This window comes from Isoptericola halotolerans, assembly GCF_013149785.1.
Taxonomy (GTDB): domain Bacteria; phylum Actinomycetota; class Actinomycetes; order Actinomycetales; family Cellulomonadaceae; genus Isoptericola; species Isoptericola halotolerans.
This window is the reverse complement of sequence record NZ_JABEZU010000004.1, coordinates 41407-66905: the sequence shown is the minus strand read 5'-3', so window position 1 is coordinate 66905 and position 25499 is coordinate 41407. Positions and strand designations below refer to the sequence as shown.

The following is a 25499-nucleotide window of genomic DNA, read 5'->3' as shown; positions in this document are numbered from 1 at the left end:
GCGACCTGCGTCACACCGCGCGCACACTGGGAGCAGGAACCGATACGGGGGTGGACTCGTGGTGGGAACCGCTGGAACGTTCGACGCCCTGCCCATGCTGGGGCGGGGAAAGCACCGCAACCCGAAGAAGGGTGCGTGCTTCATGGAGCTCGCGTCCTTCCTCGCCGGGGAGCGCTGGAGCGACCATCCGCAGTGCACGCATCCGTTGCTGGCGATGCTGGCCCGGGCGGTCAACGACCTCACGTCCGACCAGGCCCGCCCGCGGTTGGCGACCATGATCCCGTCGGTCATCGGCCTGACCAGCGACGACCCGCGCTGGGACGTGCGCATCGCGCTGCGGGCGGCGCAGACGGCGCTGCCGGTCGCCCCGGCCGACCGGCAGCAGACGCTGGCGGTGGCCGTGCTCGGGGCGGAGCGCATGCTCGACGTCCTCGACGGGCGCCCGGACGGCACGTTGAGCCCGCAGAGCGAGGCCGCGCTGGAGGCTGCACCGAGGACCGCCGAGTGGGCGCGGCGCTTCTGCGCGGGCACCCACGTCAAGCCGAAGCGGTTCGTGCGCGACGCCGCACCGTCCGTGGTGTCGACGGCGGTGCAGGGGATCAGCGAGGCCTACGTGCCCGACATCGACGCACGCCTGCGGGACCTGCTGCAGGCCACGGTCGAGGACGCCCGGACCTGGGCGGGCCTGGAGTCGGGTCCCGAGGGTCTGCGTGCCGACCAGTGGGTGGAGGTCGTGCGCCCCGCCGAGGTCTGACCGGTCGCGGTCACCGAGACGTCTGGTAGACCAAGGGGGTGACCGACAACCCCCTGGACCAGCTCTCCCTGGCCGACCTGCGCCGTCGGACCTCCGTCAAGTGGCGCACGTACCCCGAGGACGTGCTGCCGCTGTTCGTCGCGGAGATGGACGTGCCGCAGGCGCCGTTCCTCGTCGAGGCCGTGACCCGCGCCCTCGAGATCGGGGACACCGGCTACGACCGCGGCACCGGGTACGCCGCTGCCCTGGCCCCGTTCGCCGAGCGTCGCTGGGGCTGGGCGCCGGACGTGGCGAGCAGCCGCACCCTGCCGGACGTCATGGTCGCGATCACCGAGGTGGTCAGGGTCCTGACGGCACCCGGGGACGCGGTGGTGGTGACACCGCCCGTCTACCCGCCCTTCTACGCCTACAGCCGCCACGAGGGGCGCCAGGTCGTGGAGGCGCCCCTCGACGAGGCAGGCCGGCTGGACCTCGCGACGCTGGAGGCGGCGTTCCGCGAGGCGACCGGGGCCGGCGGTCACGGCCGGTCGGGTGGACCGCCCGGGTCGGGCCGACGTGCCGTGCTGCTGCTGTGCAGCCCGCACAACCCGACCGGCACCGTCCACACCCGCGACGAGCTCGAGGCCGTCCTGGCGCTGGCGGACCGGTACGGGGTCCGGGTGGTCGCCGACGAGATCCACGCACCCTTCACGTTCGCGGACCTCGTGCCCGACGGCGGCACGCACTTCACCCCGCTGCTGTCGGTCGCGGGCAGCGAGAGCGCGATCGCGGTGCACTCGGCCTCGAAGGCGTTCAACCTCGCGGGACTGCGCGCCGCCACGGCGGTGGGCGGGCGGGCGGCGACCGACGACCTGCGCCGCGTCCCCGAGGTCGCCGGGCACGCCGTCAACCACCTGGCGGTGATCGCGCACGCCGCGGCCTACACCGACGGTGACGAGTGGCTGGACGCCGTGCGGGCGGGGATCGTGCGCAACCGGGAGCTGGTCACGCGGCTGCTGGCCGAGCACGCGCCCGCCGTGCGGGTCCTGCCCGGCGAGGCCACCTACCTGATGTGGCTGGACGTGCGCGCGGCGGTCCCCGAGGGCTCCGACCCGCACCACCACGTGCTGCGCACCGCCCGCGTGGCGCTCGGCGACGGACGCCACTTCGGTGCCGGGGGGCGGGGGTGGCTCCGCCTCAACCTGGCGGCGTCGGAACAGACTCTCACCGAGGCGGTCGGTCGTCTCGGCGCGGCGCTCGGCCCCGCCGCGCGGTAGCAACCCTTCAGTCGGCGCGGCGGGGACGCTACTCTCACCAGGTGCGCCGTCGGACATCGATCACCCTGACCGCCCTGCTCAGCCCTGCCGCCGTGCTGGCGCTGGCCGCGTGCACCGGAGCGGACCGACCACCGGCGTCGGAGGCGGCGGACTCCCTGGCGGCGGCGCTGACCGCCGGCGACCTGGCCGGCGTGCCGCTCGCCACGAGCACCTCGGCCGACCCGCAGGCGCACCTCGTGGCGGTGACCGAACCGCTCGTCGAGGCGGCCGAGACCGCGGGCGCCGAGCCGACCGTCGCCGTCGCCGAGGTCACCGAGACCGAGACCGACGACGGCTCCCCGCGCGCGGACGTCACGCTCGCCTGGACCTGGCCGATCAGCGCGGACCAGGCGTGGGAGTACACCACGACCACGGAGCTGGTCTGGGCTCCGCCGCCGGAGGACTCCGAGGAGCCGGGGGCCTGGGAGACGCAGTGGGCCACCGACCTCGCGGTGCCGGGCCTGGCCGCGGGCGAGCGGATCCAGGTCGAGCGGCTGCGGCCGGACCGGGGCGACGTCCTCGACATCGACGGCGAGCCGCTGGTCACCGAGCGGGACGTGTGGCGGGTGGGGATCGACAAGACGTTCGTCGAGTCCGGGGAGTGGGAGGCGAGAGCCCGCGACCTGGGCAAGCTGATCTGGACGGACCCGGACGACTACGTCGCGCGGGTGGTCGCCGCCGGGGACAAGGCGTTCGTGGAGGCGATCACGGTCCGTCAGGAGGACCCGGGCACCGACTTCTCGGTGGACGACGCCCGGGAGATCGACGGCGTGAACGTCGTCGCCGACACGATGGAGCTGGGACCGACGCCGTCGTTCGCGGCACCGGTCCTCGGCCGGGCGGGCGAGGCCACGGCCGAGATCATCGAGGAGTCCGACGGCGCGATCGCCGCGGGGGACGTGGTCGGTACGTCCGGCCTGCAGCGCACCCATGACGCGCAGCTGCGCGGGACCGACGGGTACCTGGTGCGGGTCGTCCCGTCCGAGGCCGACGCCGAGGACGGTGAGGAGCCCCGCGAGCTGTTCCGGGTCGAGGCCACCGACGGCGCCGACCTCGAGACGACGCTCGACCGCGACCTGCAGGTGCTCGCGGAGAGCGTCCTGTCCGGCGTGGAGCCGGCGAGCGCGATCGTCGCGATCCGGCCCTCCACCGGGGACGTGCTCGCGGCGGCGAGCGGCCCCGGCAGCGAGGGTTGGTCGACGGCGACGCTCGGCCAGTACGCGCCGGGATCCACGTTCAAGGTGGCGACGGCGCTGGCGCTGCTGCGGTCCGGCGTCTTCCCCGAGGACGACGTCGAGTGCCCGGAGTCGATCACCGTGGACGGCCGGACCTACTCCAACGTGCCGGGCTACCCCGCCTCGGCCACCGGGGAGGTGTCGTTCTCGACGGCGTTCGCGCACTCGTGCAACACCGCGTTCATCGGCACGGCCGGGCAGGTCGACCAGGCGGAGCTCGCCGAGGCCGCCGCGGACCTGGGACTCGGTCCGTCCACGCCGGCCGGGTACTCCGGTTCCGTGCCGCAGGAGGCCTCGCAGACGGGCCACGCGGAGTCGGTCATCGGTCAGGGAGAGGTGCTCGCCTCCCCGCTGGGCATGGCGACGGTCGCCGCGAGCGTCGCGGCCGGGGAGCGCGTGGAGCCTCGGCTGGTCCGGAACGCCGACGCCGCCGTCGAGCCCGAGGATGCCGAGGGTGAGGACGCCGAGGGTGAGCAGGACGTGACCGGGGAAGAGGACACCGCCGAGGCCGACGCCGACGCCGAGGCCGACGCCGACGGCCCGGCGGGCGACGGGCTCACCCAGGACGAGGCGGCGGACCTGCTGGCCCTGATGGGCGGCGTCGTGAGCGACGGCAGCGCGTCGTCGCTGGGTGACGTCTCCGACGTCGTCGGCGCCAAGACCGGAACGGCGCAGTACGGCGACGGGTCGCAGCAGCACGTGTGGATGCTGGCGATCGCGGACGACCTCGCCGTGGCGGTGTTCGTCGAGGACGGGGACCGTGGGTCGACGACGGCGGGCCCGTTGATGCAGAGGTTCCTCGAGCGGCGCTGACGGACCGTGGGTCAGAAGTCGACGCCCATCTCGTCGCACATCCGGCGGACCGCGTCGGCGGCCTCGACGATCTCCGCGGGGTCGGCGGTGCCGCCGTCGAGCCACGCGGCGAAGGGCTCGTGGACGCCGCGCAGGATCGCCGCCGGGCCGACCTCGGCGTCGTGGATCTGCGCCGCGAGCCGGTCCCGGATGATGCTGATCTCGGCCGTCGCCTCGGGGGTGGCGGGCTCCCCGACGGCAGTGGTCCACTTCCGGATCTTCCGGTCCAGGGAGTGGCTGCGGCCGACGTAGTAGCCGTTGCACGTGGCGCGGGGCGTCACGCTCTCGGCCGGGGTGTGCGTCTCGACGGCCGGCGAGGCGGAGACGTCCGTCACTGCGACGGAGTTCGGGTCGGCACAGGCGGTGACCAGGAGGACGAGGGGAAGGGCCGCAGCGGCGGCAGAGCGGGCGCGCATGGGCCGATTCGACAGGCTGGGGCGTCGTGCAGGCAAGCCCTGGACGAGGTAAGTGCTGAGCGTCACGCTCCGGTGGAGCGGACGCGCGTGGGGGCGGGCGCGACGCCGGGGCCGGGGCCGCGGGTCGATCTGTCCGGCACTTCGTGATCTGACCGGCAGTTCGAACTGCCGGTCAGATCACGAAGTGCCGGACAGAGGCTCACCGCTGGTAGCCCGCGTCGGTGCACATCTGCTGGACCGCGTCCGTCGCCTCGACGACGTTCTCCGGGTCCGCGGGCTCGCCCTCCAGGGAGGCGGCGAACGGCGCCCGCACAGACTCCAGGAGTGCGGCGGGACCGGTCTCGGCGTAGCGGATCTGGGCGTCGAGGCGGTCGCGGACGATGGTGAGCTCCGTCAGGTTCTCGTCGGTCGCCGGGTCGGCCACCGCCGAGGCCCACGTCGTGACCCGATGGTCGATCGAGTGCTCGCCGCCGTCGTAGTAGCCGCGGCACGTGGTCAGGACGTCGACGCTCTCCGACGTCGCGGAGGCCTCCGGGGTGGGGGAGGCCTCGGCCTCCGGTCCGGTGGTGTCCGGGCCGGCGCACGCCCCGATGAGCAGCAGGGCGGAGGTGGCCGCGACGGCGGCGAGAGCAGAGCGCATGAAACGATTCGACAACAGGTTGCCCTGAGCAGGCAAACTGCGGTGCGCGACTGTGCCGAGCATCACGCGCCGGCGAACCGCGCCCCCCGCTCGGCCACCCGGCCGGCCCCCCGTCCGCCGTCGGCCGCGGCGTCCCACGTGTAGACCTCGGTGCCGGTCACGAGCACGTGCTCCGCACGGGAGGTGACGTCCAGAGGGTCGCCCGACCAGACGACGACGTCGCCGTCCAGGCCCGGCCGCAGCGCTCCCACGCGGTCGCCCAGCCCGAGGAACGACGCCGGGTTCACCGTCAGGGCCTCCAGCGCCACCTGGCGGTCGAGGCCCTCCTTGACGGCCAGCGACGCCTGGTGCACCAGGAAGTGGATCGGGACCACGGGGTGGTCGGTGGTGATGGCGACGCGCACGCCGGCCTCGGCCAGTCTCGCGAGGCTCGAGATCGCCCGGTTGCGCAGCTCGACCTTGGTGCGCGTGGTGAACATCGGGCCGAAGATGACCGGGACGTCACGCTCCGCCAGGACGTCGGCGAGGGCCGCGCCGTCGGTGCCGTGGTTGATCACCAGCCGGTAGCCGAACTCGTCGGCGAGCCGCAGCGCCGTGGCGATGTCGTCCGCGCGGTGGACGTGCTGGTCCCAGACGAGCTCGCCGTCGAGCACGCGCGCCAGCGTCTCCTTGCCGAGGTCGCGGGCGAACGGCTCGCCCTGGGTCGCGGCGGCGGCGCGGGCCGCCGCGTAGTGCTGGGCCTCGACGAACGCCGTGCGGATGACGGCGGCGACCCCGAGCCGGGTCGACGGCAGCTGCTTCTTGTCGCCGTAGACGCGCTTGGGGTTCTCACCGAGCGCGGACTTCACGGAGACGGCCTCGGCGAGGAGCTGCTCGTCGACCGTGCGCCCGCCCCAGGTCTTGATCGCGACCGTCTGCCCACCGATCGGGTTGCCGGAGCCCGGCTTGACGACCACCGAGGTCACACCGCCGCCGAGCGCGTCGCGGAAGCCCTCGTCCTCCACGTTGATCGCGTCCAGGGCCCGCAGGGCCGCACCGTTGGGGTCGGTCATCTCGTTGGTGTCGTCGCCGGCCCAGCCGTCGGACTCCTCGTGGATGCCGACGTGGCCGTGCGACTCGACGAAGCCGGGCAGCACCCAGCGGCCCTCGGCGTCGAGGGTGCGCACGCCGTCGGGGACGGCCACGTCCGCACCGACGGCGGTGATGACGCCGTCGGTGATCAGGACGGTCCCGCCGTCGATCGGGTCGCCGACGACGGGGACGACGTACCCGTTGGTGACGGCGACGGAGCTGCGGGTGGTGCCCGGGGTGCCGGGCCGCGTGGTGGAGGTCATGACACGCCATGATGCCTCCCCGAGCCTCACTCCTCCGGGACGTTCTCCTCGATCTCGCGCAACCAGGCCGCCGCCGACGCGTCCGAGGGCATCCGCCAGTCGCCGCGCGGCGACATCGTGCCGCCGGGGGAGACCTTCGGCCCGTTGGGCAGCGCCGACCGCTTGAACTGCGAGCCGAAGAACCGCTGGAAGAACACCAGCATCCAGCGGCGGATCGTCGCGAGGTCGTAGGTGGACCGTTCGTCGTGGGGGTAGTTCGGAGGCCAGGCGCCCACCGCCGCGTCCCGCCAGGCGTGCCAGGTGAGGAAGGCGATCTTGCTGGGCCGCAGCCCGTGGCGCAGCGTCCAGTACAGCGTGAAGTCCTGCAGGGCGTAGGGGCCCACGGACGCCTCGGTGGACTGCGGGGCCTCGCCGGCCGCGACGGGCACGAGCTCGGGGCTGATCTCCTGCACCACGATCTCGCGCAGCACGTCGGCGGTGTCCGTGCCGAAGTCCTCGGAGTCGGCCACCCAGCGGATGAGGTGCTGGATGAGCGTCTTGGGCACGCCGGTGTTGACCGCGTAGTGCGACATCTGGTCGCCGACGCCGTACGTGCACCAGCCGAGCGCGAGCTCCGAGAGGTCGCCGGTGCCCAGGACGATGCCGCCGCGGTGGTTGGCGAGCCGGAACAGGTAGTCGGTGCGCAGGCCGGCCTGCACGTTCTCGAACGTCACGTCGTAGACGGGCTCGCCGTCCCCGGCCGGGTGGTCGAGGTCCTTCAGCATCTGGGTGGCCGCCGGGCGGATGTCGAGCTCCTCGAACCGCACCCCGAGCGAGGTCGCCAGCCGGGTGGCGCGCTCCTTCGTCTCCGACGACGTCGCGAAGCCGGGCATGGTGATCGCGTGGACGTCGGTGCGGGGCCGGCCCAGGCGGTCCATCGCCCGGGCCGCGACGACGAGCGCGTGGGTGGAGTCGAGCCCGCCGCTGACCCCGACGATCACCTTCGGCCGCCCGATCGACACCAGGCGCTTCTCCAGGCCGGTCACCTGGATGTTGTAGGCCTCGTAGCAGTCGAGCGCGAGGCGCGCGGCGTCGTCGGGCACGAACGGAAAGCGGTCCACCGCGCGGCGCAGCCCGAGGTCGCCCGACGGCGGCCGGACCGACCACTCGACGGTACGGAACCCGGCGGTCCGCTCGCCCAGACCGCGCCGGTTGTCGTCGAAGGTGCCCTGGCGCAGCCGGTCCTGGCGCAGCCGGTCGAGGTCGACGTCGGCGACGGCGCGGCGGGGCCCGTCGGGGAAGCGCTCGGTCTCGGCCAGCAGGTCACCGGCCTCGTAGACCATCGTCTGCCCGTCCCAGGACAGGTCCGTGGTCGACTCGCCCTGCGCGGCGGCGGCGTAGACGTAGGCGGCCAGGCAGCGTGACGACGCGGAGCGCACCATGAGCCGGCGGTCCTCGGCCCGCGCGATCGTGATGGGGCTCGCCGAGAGGTTGAGGAGCACGGTGGCGCCCGCCAGCGCCGCCTCGGCCGACGGCGGCACGGGGACCCACATGTCCTCGCAGACCTCGACGTGCACGGTCAGCCCGGCGACGTCCGCGGCGCGGAACAGCAGGTCGGGGCCGAACGGGACGTCGTCGTCGGCGAAGGGCAGCCGGAGGGTGCCGCCGCGCCGGTCGGCGCCCGGGGCGAACCAGCGGTGCTCGTAGAACTCGCGGTACGTGGGCAGGTAGGACTTCGGGGCGACGCCCAGCACGCGACCGCCCTGGATGACGACGGCGCAGTTGAGCACGCGCCCGTCCACCTCCACGGGGGCGCCCACCACGAGCAGCGGGCGCAGGTCCGCGCTCGCCTCGACGATCTGCTCGAGCGCGTCCGCCACGGCCTCCAGCAGGGTGTCGGCGAGGTGCAGGTCGTCCAGCGCGTACCCCGACACGGAGAGCTCGGGGAAGACCGCCACGGCGACTCCGTCGTCGTGGCAGGCGCGCGCCTCGGCGAGGATCACCGAGGCGTTCGCGGCGGGGTCGGCGACCGTCACGGGCACGGTGCAGGCGGCGACGCGGGCGAAGCCGTGGGCGTAGGCGTTGCGGAAGTCCACCCCTCGAGTGTGCCTGATCTCGCGCCACGGAGGTTCGCGACCGACCGCCACGCCCGGCTATGGTCGCACCGTGGCGCAGAAACCCGCGGGCTCCGAGCCTGCTCCCCGACCCTCGGCCGCGCGCCGGCCGTCCGGCCCCGACTGGACCCCGGTGCGCAAGAACCGTGGCCGGGTGGTGGCGGCGATCGTGGCGCTCGCGATGCTGCTGACGGTGGTCGGTGGCACCGCGGTGACCGTCCTCGGGGCGTCGTCGGCCGGTGCGCACGACCAGCTCGTCTCCTCCGATCCTGCCGACGGTGACGAGCTCGACGCCCCGGTCGGCTCGCTGACGCTCACGTTCAGCGCCGAGATCATCGCGGATGGTACGCAGGTGCGGGTGGTCACGCCCGACGGCGAGGTCGAGGCCGACGTCGCCGTCGACGGCGAGCAGGTCACCGCGACCTTCGACGCCCCGGCCGTCGGTGGGGACCACCAGGTGCTGTGGCGCGTCGTCTCCTCCGACGGGCACCCCGTGGAGGGGGACTACTCCTACGTCGTCGCGGCGCAGCCCGACGTCGCTCCCGAGGAGCCCGAGCCCGGCGACGCCGCCTCCGCCGAGGCGCTCGGGCAGCCCGCGCCGGAGCAGACCGTCTCCGAGCAGGTCACGCCCGCCGCCGACGCCACCGACGGTTCGACCGGGGCGATGCCCCTGGTCTACGGTGCCGCTCTGGTGGCGCTGATCGGCGTCGCCGCGATGCTGGTGGTGCGGTCGCGCCGTCGCCTGCACGAGACCACCGGGCAGGGCCTGCGGGACGGTCCGCAGGCCTGACCGGCCGTCCGCAACGTCCTGCGAGCCACGCCGAAGGGCGCAAAAGTCGCAGGAACCTGCGGATGTTCCTTAGTGTGTTCCCGGTCCACCGGTTCGCGCCGGACCGACCGAGAACGTGACGACGTGCGGTTCTCGTACGTCGTGATCCGGAGAAGGGATTCACATGTCGCTGAACAAGTCCGAGCTCGCCTCGGCCATCGCCGCCAAGGCCGACCTGACCAAGTCGGACGCCGAGGCCGCCCTCAACGCCCTGCAGGAGGTGCTGATCGAGTCGCTCGGCAAGGGCGAGGCCGTGAAGCTCACGGGCCTGCTGTCGGTGGAGCGCGTCGAGCGTGCCGCCCGTACCGGTCGCAACCCGCGCACCGGCGAGGAGATCCAGATCCCGGCGGGCTACGGCGTGAAGATCAGCGCCGGCTCGCTGCTGAAGAAGGCCGTCGCCAAGTGACGTCCCGCTGACCTCGGTCAGCGCCGCGAGGGCCCGTCGTCCGCTGTCGGACGGCGGGCCCTCGCGTCTCTACCCGGTCAGAGGTCGCCCTTGCGCTCCAGGTAGCGCATCGCCACCCATCCGAAGGGCACGCGGCCCCAGTACGTGACGAGCCGGAACAGGATCGTCGTGGACAGCGCGATCGACGCCGGGACGCCGGCCGCCGTCAGGCCCGCGGTGAGTGCCGCCTCGACCCCACCGAGACCGCCGGGCGTGGGCACGAGCGCACCGAGGGCGTTGCCGACCAGGTAGATGACCGCGACGTCGATGAGGCGCAGGGACTGGCCGAACGCCGCCAGCGCCGCGTCGAAGGCCAGCACGTAGCCGAGCGACATGATGAGGTTGCCGCCGACGCCGAGGACCAGCCGCTGCGGCTGACCGAGCATCTGCGACAGACGGGGCCACACCTGTTCCAGGGTCGGGCGGGTCTTCTCCCACGCCCATCGCCGGGCCGCCGGGATCAGCAGGGTCGTCACCACGGCCACGGCGACCCCGGCGATGGCGAGCAGCACGGTGATCGACGGCAGCTCGATGAGACCGCCCGACCCGGTGAAGATCGACAGCACCACGAGCAGGACGACGGTCACCACGAACTGCGACGCCTGGACCAGGGCCACGGTCGCCACCGCCATCGGCACCGCGACCCCGCGCCGCGTGAGCATCCGCAGGTTCAGCGCCGCGGGACCGATCCCCGCGGGCGCGGCGAGCGCGACGAACGAGCCCGCCATCTGCGTCAGCGTCGCCCGCCACAGCGGAAGCCGCTTCGGTGAGAACGCCACGAACGTCAGCGCCGCACCGAACCAGGTCACCGCACCGAGGCAGAACGCCACCACGATCCACCACGGGTTCGCCTGGCCGACGGCCTCGGTGATCTCGTCGAGGTTCATCGTGGTGACCAGCGCGGTGATCACCACGAGGAACAGGGTGACCATCACGACCGTGCGGGTCCCGAACCGCGTGATGTTCTGCGGCTGGACGTCGACCTGGGGGAGGCGCTCGACGAGCGCCTGGCGCAGCGCGTCCAGCAGCCCCTTGTGCTGGCGGACGGCCACCCGGGTGGGCGGCGGCAGGGCGACGGACTGCAGCAACGGTCCGACGGCGGTCACGTCGGCGTCGGGCAGCGCGCGCACCGCGGAGGCCACGGCGCGGGCGGGTCCGACGTGCAGCGCGAGCAGGGCGAGCATCTGGGTGAGGTCCAGGCGACGACCCAGCGCGGTGGAGGCGATCTCGCCCTGCTCCCAGCCGGTGAGCCAGACCTGCACGGTCCCGTCGTCGGCCCGTCCCACCAGCAGCACGTCGGGGGTGAGCGCGTGGTGCGTGAGCCCGGCGGTGTGGGCGCGGCGGAGCTGTTCCCAGGCCGCGGCGAGGACCTCGTCGCCGGCGGGGCCCTCGAGGTCCTCGTCGGTCAGGTCGCGCCAGGAGACGGCGCCCTCGGCGTGCTCGGTGACGAGGACGATCGAGTCGGCGGCCTCCCCGACGCCCAGCAGGCGGGGCGTGCGCACGCCGGCGGCGGTCGCCGCGTAGGTCAGCAGCGCGGTGCGCTCGGCCACGGCCTTCAGCGACACCTGGGCGCGGCCCTCCAGCCCTCGCAGCCGCAGCGCCCGCCAGGCACGGGTCAGCATCCCCACCACGTGCCGGTCGCCGTCGAGGACGACGACGTCGCGGCGGTCGGCGCCGGGCGCGAACATGGCGTAGACCCGCGTGTCGCCGGCGCGGGTGAGCGCGACGGTGGCGGGGTCGGCCAGGGCGCCCGACGAGGGGAGCTCCGGGTCGTTGCGCCAGCCTCCCCGCGAGCCGGGTCGCGACCGGTGGCGCAGCATCGCCCGCAGCGTGGTGCGCCCGGTGACCTCGCCGGCGGCGTCGACGTGGGTGACGGTGTCGTCGGGCAGCGACCCGCCACGGGTGTCCGGCACGCTCGTGCCGTCGCCGGTGCCGTCGTCGTCGACCTGTGCGGAGACTCCCCGGACCCGGACGAGGGCCGTGGGACGGAAGCCGGCGTGCCGGACCGCGGTGACGAGGTCGCCGCCGTAGGCGCGTTCCGAGCGCACGCCGGAGGCGTACTGGACGGTCTGGCCGGCGATACGGCCCAGGAGGAGGGCCACGAGCACGCCCGGCAGCGCCGCCTGCCCGGTGATGAGGGCGACGACGAGGGCCACGTAGAGCAGGTTCCAGGACCAGCGGACCGTCCGACGGCGGGTGCGCGGCCCGGCGGTGGTGAGCAGGCCGGCGATGGCGGCCACGTAGCCCGGGATCGTGATCGTCCACGACCCGTCGCGGAAGACGGAGAGGGTGCGGACGAGCTCGTCGCTACCGAGCCAGGAGAGGGTCAGGAGGGCCGCCACGCCGAGGACGAGCCCGAGCATCGCCGCCAGGATCGACTCGACGACCTGCCGACCGAGCCGCCGCATGCCGAGCTCGAGGAGCACCGCGACCGGCACGATGAGGGTGACGAGACCCTCGAGCACCGCCACGGGGAAGACGAGCAGCTCGCCGAGCAGCGTGTTGAAGGCGCGCACGTCCTGCGTGACCCCTTCGGTGGTGCCGTGCGCGACCACCGAGAGCACCAGCACCAGGGCGACACCGAGCGCGCTGAGCACGAGTCCGAGCAGGTCGGAGGGGTTGCGGACCCGTTGCTCGGGGTTGTCGACGACGCGGACGAGCCCGGCGTCGCGGTCGGTCGCGCTCTCGACGGAGAACAGGGCCCGCAGGGCACCGGTCGGCGGGTTCGGCTCGTCCGCGGCGAAGGTGCCGACCTCGTGCACCACGGGGCGTGGTGCGCCGTGACCCGCAGGGGCCTCCTCTCGCGCTCGGGACATGCTCGCGAGTCTAGGTCGCGGAGCCTCGCTGAGCCGGTCGAAACGCTCGGGTGCCGGACGCCGCCACCCTCGGGGCCAGGGGGTGTGGCTGACGTCACGATGCGGTCACGGTCTCGCCCGGTACGTCGATATGTGATCTGGGCGACTTATTGCCGTGCTAGAAACGTCCACACTGTGGACAGGCCGGGGTCGACCCGCTGGCCGAATCGAGAAGGGAACCACCATGAGGACGAATCGCTCCTCCCGACGGCTCGCGGCCGTCGCATCGACGGCGGGCCTCGCGCTCGTGCTGACGGCCTGCTCCGGCGGGTCCGGCAGCTCGGAGAACGGCTCGGGCAACGGCGGTGGGGGCGGTGACGCCGGCTCGGTCACCGTCGGCACCACCGAGCAGATCACCTCGATCGACCCGGCCGGCTCGTACGACAACGGGTCGTTCGCCGTGATGAACCAGGTCTACCCGTTCCTCCTCAACTCTCCCTACGGGACCTCCGACGTCGAGCCCGACATCGCCGAGTCCGCGGAGTTCACCGCGCCGACCGAGTACACCGTCGTGCTGAAGGAGGGCCTGACGTTCGCCAACGGCAACGACCTCACGGCCTCCGACGTGAAGTTCTCCTTCGACCGCCAGGTCGAGATCGCCCACCCGGACGGTCCGTCGAGCCTGCTGTACAACCTCGACTCCGTCGAGGCCGTCGACGACCGCACCGTCGTCTTCAACCTGCTGGAGGAGAACGACCAGATCTTCCCGCAGATCCTGTCCTCGCCCGCCGGCGTCATCGTCGACGAGGAGGTGTTCTCGGCCGACGACGTCACCGCGGACTCGGACATCGTGGACGGCAACGCCTTCGCCGGGCAGTACACGATCACGCAGTACTCGATCAACGACCTGATCCAGTACCAGGCCAACCCGGACTACGCCGGCGTGCTCGAGGCGCCGCGCACCGAGACGGTGAACGTCCGCTACTACACCGACTCCTCCAACCTCAAGCTGGACGTGGAGCAGGGCAACATCGACGTCGCCTTCCGCACGCTGTCCGCGACGGACGTCGAGGACCTGCGCGGCAAGGACACCGTCCAGGTCGTCGACGGGCCCGGCGGCGAGATCCGCTACCTCGTCTTCAACTTCGACACCATGCCCTTCGGTGCCACGACCGACGACGCCGACGAGGACAAGGCGCTCGCCGTCCGGCAGGCGGTGGCGCACCTCATCGACCGCGACGCGATCTCCGAGGACGTCTACAAGGGGACCTTCACGCCGCTGTACTCCTACGTCCCCGAGGGCGTGACCGGCGCGACCGAGTCCCTCAAGGAGATGTACGGCGACGGCGCCGGGGCCCCCGACGCGGCCGCGGCCGCCGACGTGCTCGACGCCGCGGGCGTCGAGACCCCGGTCGACCTCAGCATCCAGTACGTGGCCGAGCGGTACGGCCCGTCGTCGGGTGACGAGTACGCCGTGATCCAGGAGGCGCTGCAGGCCGACGGGCTGTTCGAGGTGGACCTGCAGTCCACCGAGTGGGTCACCTACGCCTCGGACTTCTCGGCGGACGCCTACCCGATCTTCCAGCTCGGCTGGTTCCCGGACTACTCGGACGCGGAGAACTACCTGTCGCCGTTCTTCCTGACCGACAACTTCCTCGCCAACCACTACTCGAAGCCTGAGGTGGACGAGAAGCTGCTCGCCCAGGCCACCGAGACCGACCCGGACGCGCGCACCGCGCTGCTCGAGGAGATCCAGGACCTCGTCGCGGCCGACCTGTCGACCATCCCGTACATGCAGGGTGCGCAGGTCGCGGTCACCGGGCTGGACGTCTCCGGGGCCGAGGACACCCTCGACGGCTCGTTCAAGTTCCGCTACGGCGCGCTGAGCAAGGGCTGAGCGCAGCACTCGTGGCCGCAACACCCACGGCAGGAAGCGCACTGGGACGCTACATCCTGGTGCGCTTCCTGCTCATCATCCCGACCGTGTTCATCCTGGTCACCACCGTGTTCGTGCTCATGCGAGCCACCGGTGACCCCATCACCGCCTCGCAGGGAGGTCGCCTCTCCGCCGACGAGCTGCAGCGCCGGATCACGGAGGCCGGGTACGACCGGCCCGTGCTGGTCCAGTACTGGGAGTACCTGACCGGCATCGTCCGCGGCGACTTCGGCACCACCATCAGCGACAACCAGCCCGTCATCGAGGTGCTCGGCCTGTACGGCGGGGCGACGCTCGAGCTCACCGCGTACGCCGTGGCGATCGCCGTGGTGCTCGGGCTGCCGCTGGGCATGCTCGCCGCCTACTTCCGCGACAGGTGGCCCGACGCCGGGCTGCGCGTGCTCGCCATCCTGGCCTACGCCACCCCGGTGTTCTTCGCCGGCCTGCTGCTCAAGCTGATCTTCGCGGTCGGGCTGGGCTGGTTCCCCGTGGCCGGCCGGGCCTCGACCGCCGCGCAGATCGAGATGCGGTTCGCCGGGGAGTCCTCCGGGTTCTACCTGGTGGACGCGATCCGCACCGGCCAGTGGTGGGTGGTGCAGGACGTGCTCTCCCACGCCGTGCTGCCCTCCGTCGCGCTCGGTCTGCTCACGGCCGGGGTGTTCCTGCGGCTCGTGCGGACCAACATGATCGCCACCCTCGGCACCGACTACGTCGACGCCGCCCGTTCGCGCGGGGTGCGCGAACGCCGGCTCGTCACCGCCCACGCCACCCGGCCCGCGCTCATCCCGGTCATCACCGTGGCCGGGATGCAGGTGGCGATGCTGCTGGTGGGAGCCGTGCTGACCGAGACGACCTTCGAGTGGCGCGGTCTGGGCTTCCAGCTCGCCCAGTACCTCACCGTGCGGGACTTCGTCGCGGTGCAGGGCATCGTCGTGCTGATGGCGGTGATCGTGGCGGTGACGAACTTCCTGGTGGACGTGATCGCCGCGCTGATCGACCCGAGAGTGAGGTACTGATGAGCGTCCCCATCTCGTCCGTCGGCACCGCCGGCGCGGCGCCCGAGCACCTGGGGGGCCGGTGGGCCTGGCTGCGGCGGGCGCCGGTGGTGCGCCAGGTGCGCCAGAGCGTCGGCCTGCAGCGCGGCATGCTCCTGGCGGGCATCGGCCTCACCACGGCGTTCGTCCTGCTCGCCGCGCTCGCACCGCTGCTCGCGCCGTACGGACCGTCGCAGCGTTCCGACGCGGCCGGCAGCTTCGGCACGCAGCAGCCCCCCAGCGCCGAGCACTGGTTCGGCACGACCGTGGGTGGGTACGACGTGCTCTCCCGGGTGATCTGGGGTGCGCAGACCGCCGTCCTCGTCGTCGTCGTGGCGGTGGCGGCCTCGCTGGTCATCGGTGTGCTCCTGGGACTGGTCTCCGGGTACTTCGGCGGGTGGCTGGACCGGGTGCTGGTGCTGGTGGCCGACGCGATCTACGCGTTCCCCTCGCTGCTGCTGGCGATCCTGCTGGCGATCGTGATCTCCGGGGGGCAGTCGAGCATGTGGGGCGGCATCCTGGCCGCCGCGCTGTCGATCACCGTGGTGTTCATCCCGCAGTACTTCCGCGTGGTGCGGTCCGAGGTGGTGCGGGTCAAGTCCGAGGCGTTCGTCGACGCCGCCCGGGTGCTGGGCACCCCGCACCGGCGGATCATGACCCGCCACGTGCTGCGCAACTCGGTGCGCACGCTGCCCCTCATCGTCACGCTCAACGCCTCGGAGGCGATCCTCACCCTGGCGGGCCTCGGCTTCCTCGGGTTCGGCATCGAGCCGACGGCGGCCGCGGAGTGGGGCTACGACCTGCAGCGTGCGGTCGCGGACGTCACCTCCGGCATCTGGTGGACGGCGATGTTCCCGGGGCTGGCGATCGTGATCGCCGCGATGGGCATGACGCTCATGGGCGAGTCGTTGAACGACCTCGCCGACCCGCGGCTGCGGTCCCGTACCGCGTCCGCGGAGGTGGCGGGGGACGTCGCCGAGACGTCGGTGCAGGCCGACACGACGAAGGAGGACGAGCGATGAGCGAGCCGGTCGCACAGATCACCGACCTGGCCGTGTCGTTCGCCACCGACCAGGGGTCGGTGCGCGCGGTGGACGGCGTCAGCCTGCAGGTGGCGCCGGGCGAGGTGCTCGCCGTCGTCGGCGAGTCCGGGTCCGGCAAGACGGTCACGGCCAAGACGCTGCTCGGTCTGCTGCCGGAGACGGCCACGGCGCGGGGCGCCGTGGTGCTGACGTCGCCCCAGGGTGTCCGCACGGACGTGGTGCAGGTCTCCGCGGCCCGGATGCGGCAGCTGCGCGGCACCGAGGTGGCGATGGTCTTCCAGGAGCCGTCCACCGTCCTCAACCCGGTGTACACGGTCGGCTGGCAGATCGCCGAGAGCGTCCGCGCGCACGAGAGGATCTCGCGCCGCGCGGCCCGGTCCCGGGCGGTCGAGGCGTTGCGGCAGGTGGGGATCCCGGATCCCGAGGAGCGGGTGGACCACTACCCGCACCAGTTCTCCGGGGGCCAGAAGCAGCGGGTCGTCATCGCGATGGCGCTGGTGCTGGGGCCGGACCTCATCGTCGCGGACGAGCCGACCACCGCCCTCGACGTCACCGTCCAGGCGGAGATCCTGGACCTGCTGCGCCGGTTGCGGGACGAGACCGGCACCGCGATCGTCCTCATCACCCACAACATGGGCGTCGTCGCCGACCTCGCGGACCGCGTCGCGGTGATGTACCAGGGGCGTCTCGTGGAGCAGGCTCCGGTCACCGAGCTGTTCGCGGACCCGCAGGCCGAGTACACGCGCGCCCTGCTCGGGTCGGTGCCGCGGCTGGGCGAGGGGCGGGTACGGGCGGAGGCCCGGGCGGCCGGCCGACCTGACGGGTGGGCCGAGAGCGCCCCCGTGGTCAGTGCGACGGACCTGACGATCACCTACCCGGGCCGGTTCCGTCGCCCGGGCTTCACCGCTGTCGACCAGGTCTCGTTGAGCATCCGTCCTGGCGAGGTGCTGGGGCTGGTGGGGGAGTCGGGATCGGGCAAGACGACGATCGCGCGGGCCATCGCCGGCCTGCAGCCCGTCTCCGACGGGTCGCTGAGGGTCTTCGGCACCGAGATGCGCGGGGCGCGCGGCAAGGCCCTCGCCGGGGTGCGGCCGCGCCTCGGGTTCGTCTTCCAGGACCCGGCCGCGTCGTTCAACCCCCTGCTGACGATTGCGGAGTGCGTGGCGGAGCCGCTCGTCGTGCACGGTCGGGCGCGCAGCCCGGAGGCTGCGCGCGGGCGGGTGGACGAGCTGCTCGAGGCCGTCCAGCTCCCGCGCTCGTACGGCAGCCGGTACCCGCACGAGCTCTCGGGCGGTCAGCGCCAGCGCGCGTCGCTGGCGCGGGCGCTCGCCCTCGACCCGGAGCTGCTGGTGGCCGACGAGCCGACGTCGGCGCTCGACGTCTCGGTGCAGGCGCGCGTCCTGGAGCTGTTCGCCGAGCTGCAGGCCGAGCTCGGGTTCGCCTGCCTGTTCGTCTCCCACGACCTGGCGGTGGTGGACCTGCTCGCCGACCGGATCGCGGTGCTCTACCGCGGGCGGCTCGTCGAGGAGGGGCCGGGCAGCGAGGTGCTGGACCAGCCGCGGGACGCGTACACCCGCCGGCTGCTGGCCTCCCTGCCGGTGCCGGACCCCGAGCTGCAGGCCGAGCGGCGCGAGGCCCTGCGCAGTCTGTGACCCGCAGGGGGCGCGGGGCGGGGGTGAACGTCAGGTGATCCCCAGGCCCGCGCGCCACTCGGCGGGCACCAGCGCGTACCCGACGAAGGCGACGACGTCGAGCACCGTGTGCGCGACGACGAGCGGCAGGACGCGGTGGCGCCCCCAGCGCGAGGTGTAGAACCACGCGAAGAGGATGCCCATGACCACGTTGCCGAGGAACGGCCCGATGCCCTGGTACAGGTGGTACGAGCCGCGCAGCAGGGCGCTGGTGGCGATGATCTTGAGGCGTGTCCAGCCCAGGTCCGTGGTGCGCTCGGTGAGGTAGGCGACGGCGATCACCTCCTCGACCAGGCCGTTCTGCAGCGCGGCGAGGATCAGGACCGGCACGGTCCACCAGTGCGCGTCGAGCGCGCTCGCCTGCACGCTGACGGTGATGCCGAGGGCCCGGCCCAGGGCGTAGAACGCCAGCCCGGGGAGCCCGATCGCGGCCGCCAGCGCGACGCCCCACGCGGTGTCGCGACCGGGCCGGGCGGCGTCGAACCCGATGCGGCGCAGCGTCCCGGGGCCGCGGGCGCTGAGCAGGTAGATCGCCAGGACGACGGGGACGAGGGCGAACCCGATCCCGAGGAGCTGGTACGTCAGGTCGAGCCAGGGGCGCGGGGACCTCGAGGCGTTGAGGGTGGCGCTCTGGTCGGCGAGCGAGGTCTCGGCGGTCAGGCGCGCCACGATGTTCACCAGGGCGTAGACGGCGCTCTGACCGAGGCTCAGGCCGAGGACGATCCAGATCTCTGCGCCGGTGCGACGCCGTTCGCGCGGCGTGCGCGCCGGTGCGGCGGGTGCGGGCGGGCTCCACGGGGTGGCGGGCCGGGATGGTGCGGTGTCGGGCACGGCGTCCAGCGTAGGGGTTGTGCGCGAGGTGCGGACGTGGCACGCTACAAACTAGTTTGTATTGCAAACCTGAATGCCACCGGAGGAACCACGATGTCGAGCTCCCCACGCGACCACCCGGAGCCCAGGAAACCGGAGGTTCTCGACCCTGCCGAGACGCTCCGACTGATCGAGGAGTCGCAGCGCCGTGCCCGTGCGGGGACCGAACCGGACGGGCGCCTGCTCTACCTGGTGTGGGGGATCGCCTGGGGGGTCGGCTACCTCGTGCTGTGGACGAACGCGCGCGACCAGGGTGGACCCCCCACGGGACCCGCCTTCCCGATCTTCGGCACCCTGCTGATCGCGGCGATCGTCATCACGATCGTGCACAGCGTCCGCCGGGGCTCAGGGACCAGGGGGCCGAGCCGCCGCGTCGGTGCGCTGTACGGGTGGTCCTGGATGCTGGGCTTCCTCGCCTATCCGTTCATCATCGCCGGCATCGCTCGCGCCGGGGCCTCCGACGACGTCATCGCGCTGGTCGCCAACGCCCTCGCCTGCGTCGTCGTCGGTCTGATGTACCTCGCGGGCGGCACGTTCTTCCCGGACAACCGCCTCTTCGTCCTCGGGCTGTGGATCCTGCTCACCGGAGGTGTCGCGACGATCGCCGGGATGCCCGGCACCTACCTCGTGATGGCGATCGCGGGCGGTGGCGGCTTCCTCGTCATGTGCGGGATCGAGGCGGTGCTGACCGCCCGACGACGACGCACCGCAGCCTGCGAACCCGGCGGGCGCGGCGCCGTCGGCCAGGAGCCCGTCGATGGATGAGCTCGACACCGTCATCCACGCCCCGGCGCGGCTGCGGGTCGTGTCCACGCTGGCCACGCTCGCCCCCGCCGAGGAGATCGCGTTCCCCAAGCTGCAGCAGCTTCTGGAGATGACGGCGGGCAACCTGTCCACCCACCTGCGCAAGCTCGAGGACGCGGGCTACGTGCGCGTGTCCAAGACGCACACCGGCCGCAAGCCGGTCACCTACCTCGCGCTGACCACGGCCGGCCGGCGCGCCTTCGAGGACTACACGGCCACCCTGACCGCTCTGCTGAAGGGAGCAGGAACATGAGTGTCATCGAGGTCGACGGGGTGACGCGTCGCTTCGGCGAGGTCGTCGCGCTCGACGACGTCTCCCTCGACGTGGGGGCCGGTGAGCTCGTCGGGCTGCTCGGCCCCAACGGCGCCGGGAAGTCCACGCTGCTGTCGCTGATCAGCGGCCAGCGCAGGCCCGACGTCGGGACGGTCCGTCTGATGGGCGGCGACCCGCGGGACGCGCTCAGCCGGATCAGTCTCGGCATCACGCCGCAGGAGACCGGTCTGCCCGCCACGCTGAAGGTGCGGGAGGTCGTCGACTTCGTCGCCGGGCACTTCCCCCGCCCGGTCCCGACCGGGGAGCTGCTGGACCAGTTCGGGCTCACCGAGATGGCGCGCAAGCAGACCGGGGCGCTCTCCGGCGGGCAGAAGCGGCGGCTCGCGGTCGCCCTGTCGCTCGTCGGCAACCCGCGCGTCGTCCTGCTCGACGAGCCCACCACGGGCCTCGACGTCGGCGCTCGGCAGGCCCTGTGGGACGCGATCCGCCGGTACCACGCGGGCGGCGGCACGGTGCTGCTGACGAGCCACTACCTGGAGGAGGTCCAGGCGCTCGCCGAGCGCGTCGTCGTCATCGACCACGGCGTGGTGCGTGCCGACGACTCGCTGGACGCGATCCTGCGCCGGGTGGCGCTGCGCCGGGTCGTCCTGACCGTCGCGGACGACCTGTCCACCTGGCCGGGCGTCGTGCGCGTCGAGCAGGTCGGCGGCACGGGGGCCGACGGCGGCACGCGCCAGGAGCTGTTCACCCCCGACGCCGACGCGCTGGTCCGCGACCTGGTGCGCGCCGACGTCGACTTCCGTGACCTCGAGATCCGGGGCGCGAGCCTCGAGGAGGCGTTCGCCGAGATGGTCGCGGCCGAGAGCCCCCTGGAAGGAGCGACCCGATGACCGCCGCACGCCCGACCACCCGACCGCCCGTGCCGCCGTCGGGCACCACCGGGACCACCGTCAGCCCGGTCCGCCTGGCGTGGCTGCACCTGCGCTACCAGTTCCTCGAGACCGTCCGGGTCCCGATCGCGGTCATCGGGAACGCGGTGTTCCCCTCGCTGGCGATGCTCTTCTTCGTCGTGCCGCAGTCCGAGGTGGCCGGTGACTCGCAGATCGCCACGATGGCGGTGGCCGGTCTCGGGCTGTTCGCCGTCTGCTCGGCGAGCCTGTTCACGTACGGACTCGGGGTCGCCGAGGACCGGGCACTGCCCTTCGACCCGTTCCTGCGCTCGCTGCCGGCGGGGCCAGGGCCGCGCATGGTGGCGCGGGTGGGCAACGGCGCGGCCTTCGCGCTGATCGGGCTGATCCCGCTCATCGTCGTGGCGTGGCTGTTCACCGCAGCCTCGGTCACCGTCCCGGAGCTGGTCGCGGGCATCGGGACGATCCTGCTGACGTCGGTGCCGTTCGTTCTCCTGGGCATGGGCATCGGCTACTCGTTGACGGCCAAGGCCGCGTTGCCGGTCGTGCAGGTGATCCTGTTCCCGCTGGCGTTCGCGGGCGGGCTGTTCCTGCCGCCGATGATGTTCCCCGACTGGATGGACACCCTGTCCCAGGCGACCCCGACGCGTGCCGGCCGGGACCTGCTGGTCCAGGCGCTCACGGGTATGGAGGCGAACCCGTGGGCGTGGCCGGTGCTGCTCGGATGGACGGTGCTCTTCGCGGGCCTCGCCGTCTGGGCGTACCGCCGCGACGAGGGCCGCCGCTTCCGCTGAGCAAGCGTTGTGGGCGCGAATTCTGTGCTTTCGTATCCCCACAAAAGGGATTGAACGGGCCAGAATTCGCGCCCACGACGTGGGTCAGGCGGCGCGGCGCAGGCGCAGGGAGTTGGTCACCACGATCACCGACGACGCCGCCATCGCCGCGCCCGCGATCATCGGGTTGAGCAGCCCGGCGGCCGCCAGCGGGATCGCCGCCACGTTGTAGGCGAACGCCCAGAACAGGTTCTGCTTGATCACCCGCAGGGTGTGCCGGGACAGCCGCACCGCGGTGGCAGCCGCTCGCAGGTCACCGCGCACGAGGGTGATGTCGCTCGCCTCGATCGCCACGTCCGTCCCGGTGCCCATCGCGAGCCCCAGGTCCGCGGTGGCCAGCGCCGCGGCGTCGTTCACACCGTCGCCGACCATCGCGACCGTCCGGCCCTCGCCCTGCAGGCGCGAGATCGTCGCCGCCTTGTCCGCCGGCAGGACGCGGGCGATCACGTCGTCGATCCCGACCTCGGCGGCCGCGGCACGCGCCGCGCCCTCGGAGTCCCCCGTGAGCAGCACGGGGCGCAGCCCGAGGGACTTCAGCTCGGCGACGGCCTCGGCGGAGGTCGGCTTCACCGGGTCGCGCAGCACGAGCGCGGCCCGGGCGGAGCCGTCCCAGGCGACGACGACGGCGGTCGCTCCGTCGTCCTCGGCCCGCCCGACGGCGTCGCGCACCTCGTCCGGCACGTGCACCCCGGCCTCGTCGAGCCAGCTCGTCCTGCCGACCATGACCCGGCGTGCGCCCAGGCCGCCGGACCCGCCGGAGCCGGAGCCGCCGTCGGACGAGCCGCCCAGCCCGGAGTGCGCCGTGCGCACGACGGCCTCGACTCCGCCGCCCGCCGTGGAGCGGAAGTCGAAGACCTGGAGCGTCCCGATCGTGACGCCGTCGGCCCCCGTGGACGCCGGGCCGGGGGCGTCGGTGGCCGGTCGCCCGCGTCCGTCGGCGATCGCCCGCGCGACGGGGTGCTCGCTGCGGTCCTCGACCGCTGCCGCGAGGCGCAGCGCCTCGTCCGCGTCGACGCCGGGCGCCGGCACCACGCTCTCGAGCGCCATCGCTCCGGCGGTCACCGTGCCGGTCTTGTCCAGCACGACGGTGTCGATGCGGCGGGTGGACTCCAGGATCTCGGGTCCCTTGATGAGGATGCCGAGCTGCGCTCCGCGGCCGGTCCCCACGAGCAGGGCGGTCGGTGTGGCGAGCCCGAGCGCGCAGGGGCAGGCGATGATCAGCACCGCGACGGCCGCGGTGAACGCGAACTGCACCCCGGCCCCCGCGACCAGCCAGCCGGCCAGCGCCAGGACGGCGATCGCGAAGGCGATGGGAACGAAGACCGCCGAGATGCGGTCCGCGAGACGTTGCACCGGAGCCTTGCCGGTCTGCGCCCGCGAGACCAGGCGCCCGATCTGGGCCAGCGTGGTCTCCTCGCCCACCCGGGTGGCGCGCACCAGCAGGTGGCCGGAGGTGTTCACCGTGGCTCCGGTGACGGCATCACCCGGGGCCACGTCCACGGGGACGGGCTCGCCGGTCAGGAGCGAGGTGTCGATGGCGGAAGCACCCTCGACGACCTCGCCGTCGGTGGCGACCTTCTCGCCCGGGCGCACGGTGAACAGGTCGCCGGCGCGCAGCGCGGACACCGGGACCGTCTCCGTCACGCGACCGCCGTCCTGCCTGGTCAGGGGACTGCCGTCCGGACCGGTGACGACACGTTCCGCCTCCTTGGCGCTGAGCTCCAGCAGCGAGCGCAGCGCGTCGCCCGCCCGCCGCTTGGACCGGTGCTCGGCGTAGCGACCGGCCAGCAGGAAGGTCGCCACCACGGCGGCGACCTCGAAGTACAGCTCCGGCATCCCGGCGTGGTCGCGGCTGGGCACCAGCGAGGCGCGCATCGTCATGCCGATCTCGCCGGCACCCCCGAGCAGCAGCGCCCACAGCGACCAGAGCGTCGCCGCGGTCACACCGGTGGAGACCAGCGTGTCCATGGTGGAGGCGCCGTGGCGTGCGGCCCGAGCTGCCGCGACGTGGAACGGCCACGCCCCCCACGTGACCACGGGCAGCGACAGGGCCGCCACGACCCACTGCCAGCCGGGGAACTGCCAGGCCGGGATCATCGACAGCAGCACGACGGGCACGGTGAGGACGGCGGCGACGCGCAGGCGCCGGCGCAGGTCGTCGCCGCGATACTCGGTGTGGACGTGGCCGCCGGCGTGCTCTGGTTGCCCGGAGTGCTCTGCGTGCTTCGCGTGGTCGTCCGTGTGCCCGGCGTGCGGGTCGGGGGCCGTGGGGGAACCGCCGCCGTCCGGTGCCGCCGCCCGCGACCGGGTGACGGTCGCGGTGTAGCCGGCGGTGGCGACGGCCTGCACGAGGTCGGCGTCGGTCACGCCCTCGGGGAGCCGCACGTGGGCGCTCTCCAGGGGAAGGTTCACGGTGGCGTCGACGCCGGGGAGCCGGGTCAGCTTCTTCTCGACGCGGGCGACGCACGAGGCGCAGGTCATGCCCTGGATCGCGAGGTCGACCTCGCGATCGGGGGTGGGGGTGGTCATGGGTGACTCCTGGGACGGTGCGGGGTGGAGATCACCGGCGACGGACCGTGGCGGCGGTCGTCGGAGGTCGGGGCGTCGGGCGGGCTGCCGTGCGGCGCGGCGCGGAGGGCCTGCACGGACGACGGCGGTGCGTCGGGTCCGTGGGTCGGCAGGCGGTCCGCGGTGTGGTGCGGCGGGTCAGCGCCGCGGCGGGACCTGGGGGTCGTAGGTCTTCGTGGCGGGCTGTGCGTCGTGACCGCAGGCGCAGTCGTGGGCCTCCTGCCGCGCGGGGGCCTGTGCGGCCTGCTGAGCGGCGAGGGCGTCGGTCTGCAGGTCGTAGGAGGTGACGGCGTACCCGGCCTCGTCGACCGCGTGGCGCAATGCCTGCTCCTCGAGGGGCTCCTTCGAGAAGACGGTGGCCTCGGACTCGCCGCCGACGTTCAGCACGATGCTGACGTGCTCGACGCCGTCGACCTGCTGCAGGTCGTCGGTGACGTGGGCGACGCAGTTGGCGCACGTCATGCCGGTGACGCCCAGGGTGGTGACGGTGCTCATGGGTGCTCCTTCTCAGCTGCGGACGAGGCGCCCGATCGCAGCGGACGCCTCCTTGACCTTCGAGGCGCCGGCCTCGTCGGACTCGCGGGCCGCGTCGACGACGCAGTGGCCCAGGTGGTCCTCGACCAGTGCCAGGCTGACCGACTGCAGGGCCTTCGTCACGGCGGAGACCTGCGTGAGGATGTCGATGCAGTAGACGTCCTCGTCGATCATGCGGGCGATCCCTCGCACCTGACCCTCGATCCGGCGCATCCGCTTGAGGTAGGCGGCCTTGTCCGAGGCGTAGCCGTGGGGCCCGTCGTGCCCGGACTGCCCGGAGGCGGGGTCGGGGAGGGGTGCCGGGTGCTCGCTCATC

22 protein-coding genes are annotated in these 25499 nt (G+C 73.1%); 13 read left to right on the top strand and 9 right to left on the bottom strand.

Annotated features, from left to right (window positions below; all coding sequences use genetic code 11):
• The first annotated feature begins 61 nt into the window (after positions 1-61).
• From HDG69_RS15025 to HDG69_RS15015, 3 genes are read left to right on the top strand one after another with little or no spacing between them, the layout of a single operon-like run.
• The gene (locus tag HDG69_RS15025; protein WP_343036460.1) at positions 62-754 is read left to right on the top strand and encodes a hypothetical protein; all 693 of its coding nucleotides are present in this window, start codon (positions 62-64) and stop codon (positions 752-754) included.
• 38 nt (positions 755-792) lie between these two features.
• Complete coding sequence (locus HDG69_RS15020) at positions 793-2010, top strand: aminotransferase class I/II-fold pyridoxal phosphate-dependent enzyme (protein ID WP_171784658.1); 1218 nt, start codon at positions 793-795, stop codon at positions 2008-2010.
• A gap of 41 nt (positions 2011-2051) precedes the next feature.
• Positions 2052-4097 (top strand): penicillin-binding transpeptidase domain-containing protein, encoded by a 2046-nt coding sequence (locus tag HDG69_RS15015; protein ID WP_343036459.1) that lies wholly within the window; start codon positions 2052-2054, stop codon positions 4095-4097.
• An 11-nt stretch (positions 4098-4108) separates the two neighbouring features.
• Here the strand turns inward: HDG69_RS15015 and HDG69_RS15010 are convergent, their stop codons facing one another.
• From HDG69_RS15010 to HDG69_RS14995, 4 genes are all read right to left on the bottom strand, one after another.
• Entirely contained in the window at positions 4109-4552 is a 444-nt protein-coding gene (locus HDG69_RS15010) for a hypothetical protein (RefSeq protein WP_171784657.1), read from the bottom strand.
• Between the two features lie 199 nt (positions 4553-4751).
• The gene (locus HDG69_RS15005) at positions 4752-5192 is read right to left on the bottom strand and encodes a hypothetical protein (RefSeq protein WP_171784656.1); all 441 of its coding nucleotides are present in this window, start codon (positions 5190-5192) and stop codon (positions 4752-4754) included.
• A gap of 62 nt (positions 5193-5254) precedes the next feature.
• Positions 5255-6526 carry an amidohydrolase gene (locus tag HDG69_RS15000; RefSeq protein ID WP_171784655.1) on the bottom strand — a complete coding sequence of 424 codons (1272 nt, stop codon included), beginning with the start codon at positions 6524-6526 and terminating at the stop codon, positions 5255-5257.
• A gap of 26 nt (positions 6527-6552) precedes the next feature.
• A complete protein-coding gene (locus HDG69_RS14995; RefSeq protein WP_171784654.1) occupies positions 6553-8601 on the bottom strand; it encodes an NAD(+) synthase in 2049 nt (682 codons plus the stop codon).
• A gap of 70 nt (positions 8602-8671) precedes the next feature.
• Here HDG69_RS14995 and HDG69_RS14990 point away from each other — a divergent pair, with 70 nt between their 5' ends.
• Complete coding sequence (locus HDG69_RS14990; RefSeq protein ID WP_171784653.1) at positions 8672-9409, top strand: copper resistance protein CopC; 738 nt, start codon at positions 8672-8674, stop codon at positions 9407-9409.
• Between the two features lie 163 nt (positions 9410-9572).
• Positions 9573-9854, top strand: a complete 282-nt coding sequence (locus HDG69_RS14985) for an HU family DNA-binding protein (RefSeq protein WP_171784652.1) — start codon at positions 9573-9575, stop codon at positions 9852-9854.
• 77 nt (positions 9855-9931) lie between these two features.
• Here the strand turns inward: HDG69_RS14985 and HDG69_RS14980 are convergent, their stop codons facing one another.
• The gene (locus HDG69_RS14980; protein WP_171784651.1) at positions 9932-12709 is read right to left on the bottom strand and encodes a lysylphosphatidylglycerol synthase transmembrane domain-containing protein; all 2778 of its coding nucleotides are present in this window, start codon (positions 12707-12709) and stop codon (positions 9932-9934) included.
• Positions 12710-12932: 223 nt separating this feature from the next.
• On the opposite strand from HDG69_RS14980, the gene HDG69_RS14975 reads away from it, so the two are divergent.
• Genes HDG69_RS14975 through HDG69_RS14960 form a run of 4 tightly spaced genes read left to right on the top strand, consistent with a single transcriptional unit; the run spans position 12933 to position 18353 of the window.
• Positions 12933-14585 (top strand): ABC transporter substrate-binding protein, encoded by a 1653-nt coding sequence (locus HDG69_RS14975; RefSeq protein WP_171784650.1) that lies wholly within the window; start codon positions 12933-12935, stop codon positions 14583-14585.
• An 11-nt stretch (positions 14586-14596) separates the two neighbouring features.
• A complete protein-coding gene (locus HDG69_RS14970) occupies positions 14597-15640 on the top strand; it encodes an ABC transporter permease subunit (protein ID WP_171784649.1) in 1044 nt (347 codons plus the stop codon).
• Positions 15640-16680, top strand: coding sequence for an ABC transporter permease (locus HDG69_RS14965; protein WP_171784648.1), 1041 nt, complete (start codon positions 15640-15642; stop codon positions 16678-16680). Before HDG69_RS14970 ends, HDG69_RS14965 begins: the two co-directional genes overlap by 1 nt.
• The gene (locus HDG69_RS14960; RefSeq protein WP_171784647.1) at positions 16677-18353 is read left to right on the top strand and encodes a dipeptide ABC transporter ATP-binding protein; all 1677 of its coding nucleotides are present in this window, start codon (positions 16677-16679) and stop codon (positions 18351-18353) included. The genes HDG69_RS14965 and HDG69_RS14960 overlap by 4 nt, the downstream gene beginning before the upstream one ends.
• 30 nt (positions 18354-18383) lie before the next feature.
• Here the strand turns inward: HDG69_RS14960 and HDG69_RS14955 are convergent, their stop codons facing one another.
• Positions 18384-19223: a CPBP family intramembrane glutamic endopeptidase gene (locus tag HDG69_RS14955; RefSeq protein ID WP_171784646.1), complete on the bottom strand. Its 840-nt coding sequence runs from the start codon at positions 19221-19223 to the stop codon at positions 18384-18386.
• A gap of 93 nt (positions 19224-19316) precedes the next feature.
• On the opposite strand from HDG69_RS14955, the gene HDG69_RS14950 reads away from it, so the two are divergent.
• From HDG69_RS14950 to HDG69_RS14935, 4 genes are read left to right on the top strand one after another with little or no spacing between them, the layout of a single operon-like run.
• Complete coding sequence (locus tag HDG69_RS14950) at positions 19317-20027, top strand: hypothetical protein (RefSeq protein ID WP_171784645.1); 711 nt, start codon at positions 19317-19319, stop codon at positions 20025-20027.
• Positions 20020-20319: a transcriptional regulator gene (locus tag HDG69_RS14945; RefSeq protein WP_171784644.1), complete on the top strand. Its 300-nt coding sequence runs from the start codon at positions 20020-20022 to the stop codon at positions 20317-20319. Before HDG69_RS14950 ends, HDG69_RS14945 begins: the two co-directional genes overlap by 8 nt.
• Positions 20316-21230 (top strand): ABC transporter ATP-binding protein, encoded by a 915-nt coding sequence (locus HDG69_RS14940; protein ID WP_171784643.1) that lies wholly within the window; start codon positions 20316-20318, stop codon positions 21228-21230. Before HDG69_RS14945 ends, HDG69_RS14940 begins: the two co-directional genes overlap by 4 nt.
• Complete coding sequence (locus HDG69_RS14935) at positions 21227-22042, top strand: ABC transporter permease (RefSeq protein WP_171784642.1); 816 nt, start codon at positions 21227-21229, stop codon at positions 22040-22042. Before HDG69_RS14940 ends, HDG69_RS14935 begins: the two co-directional genes overlap by 4 nt.
• 84 nt (positions 22043-22126) lie before the next feature.
• Here the strand turns inward: HDG69_RS14935 and HDG69_RS14930 are convergent, their stop codons facing one another.
• The 3 genes from HDG69_RS14930 to HDG69_RS14920 all read right to left on the bottom strand — a co-directional run bounded on the left by HDG69_RS14930 (position 22127) and on the right by HDG69_RS14920 (position 25498).
• Positions 22127-24610 carry a heavy metal translocating P-type ATPase gene (locus tag HDG69_RS14930; protein WP_171784641.1) on the bottom strand — a complete coding sequence of 828 codons (2484 nt, stop codon included), beginning with the start codon at positions 24608-24610 and terminating at the stop codon, positions 22127-22129.
• Positions 24611-24787: 177 nt separating this feature from the next.
• Positions 24788-25144 carry a heavy-metal-associated domain-containing protein gene (locus HDG69_RS14925; RefSeq protein ID WP_171784640.1) on the bottom strand — a complete coding sequence of 119 codons (357 nt, stop codon included), beginning with the start codon at positions 25142-25144 and terminating at the stop codon, positions 24788-24790.
• A gap of 12 nt (positions 25145-25156) precedes the next feature.
• A complete protein-coding gene (locus HDG69_RS14920; RefSeq protein ID WP_171784639.1) occupies positions 25157-25498 on the bottom strand; it encodes a metal-sensitive transcriptional regulator in 342 nt (113 codons plus the stop codon).
• Between the last annotated feature and the right edge of the window lies 1 nt (position 25499).

What these genes read in the sequence shown, in the direction of transcription:
- HDG69_RS14960 (WP_171784647.1), top strand. Translation starts at nt 16,677, where the DNA reads ATGAGCGAGCCGGTCGCACAGATCACCGACCTGGCCGTGTCGTTCGCC.
- HDG69_RS14920 (WP_171784639.1), bottom strand. Translation starts at nt 25,498, where the DNA reads ATGAGCGAGCACCCGGCACCCCTCCCCGACCCCGCCTCCGGGCAGTCC.
- HDG69_RS14985 (WP_171784652.1), top strand. Translation starts at nt 9,573, where the DNA reads ATGTCGCTGAACAAGTCCGAGCTCGCCTCGGCCATCGCCGCCAAGGCC.
- HDG69_RS15005 (WP_171784656.1), bottom strand. Translation starts at nt 5,192, where the DNA reads ATGCGCTCTGCTCTCGCCGCCGTCGCGGCCACCTCCGCCCTGCTGCTC.
- HDG69_RS14930 (WP_171784641.1), bottom strand. Translation starts at nt 24,610, where the DNA reads ATGACCACCCCCACCCCCGATCGCGAGGTCGACCTCGCGATCCAGGGC.
- HDG69_RS14935 (WP_171784642.1), top strand. Translation starts at nt 21,227, where the DNA reads ATGACCGCCGCACGCCCGACCACCCGACCGCCCGTGCCGCCGTCGGGC.
- HDG69_RS14945 (WP_171784644.1), top strand. Translation starts at nt 20,020, where the DNA reads ATGGATGAGCTCGACACCGTCATCCACGCCCCGGCGCGGCTGCGGGTC.
- HDG69_RS15000 (WP_171784655.1), bottom strand. Translation starts at nt 6,526, where the DNA reads ATGACCTCCACCACGCGGCCCGGCACCCCGGGCACCACCCGCAGCTCC.
- HDG69_RS14980 (WP_171784651.1), bottom strand. Translation starts at nt 12,709, where the DNA reads ATGTCCCGAGCGCGAGAGGAGGCCCCTGCGGGTCACGGCGCACCACGC.
- HDG69_RS14975 (WP_171784650.1), top strand. Translation starts at nt 12,933, where the DNA reads ATGAGGACGAATCGCTCCTCCCGACGGCTCGCGGCCGTCGCATCGACG.
- HDG69_RS14940 (WP_171784643.1), top strand. Translation starts at nt 20,316, where the DNA reads ATGAGTGTCATCGAGGTCGACGGGGTGACGCGTCGCTTCGGCGAGGTC.
- HDG69_RS15010 (WP_171784657.1), bottom strand. Translation starts at nt 4,552, where the DNA reads ATGCGCGCCCGCTCTGCCGCCGCTGCGGCCCTTCCCCTCGTCCTCCTG.
- HDG69_RS14925 (WP_171784640.1), bottom strand. Translation starts at nt 25,144, where the DNA reads ATGAGCACCGTCACCACCCTGGGCGTCACCGGCATGACGTGCGCCAAC.
- HDG69_RS14950 (WP_171784645.1), top strand. Translation starts at nt 19,317, where the DNA reads ATGTCGAGCTCCCCACGCGACCACCCGGAGCCCAGGAAACCGGAGGTT.
- HDG69_RS14965 (WP_171784648.1), top strand. Translation starts at nt 15,640, where the DNA reads ATGAGCGTCCCCATCTCGTCCGTCGGCACCGCCGGCGCGGCGCCCGAG.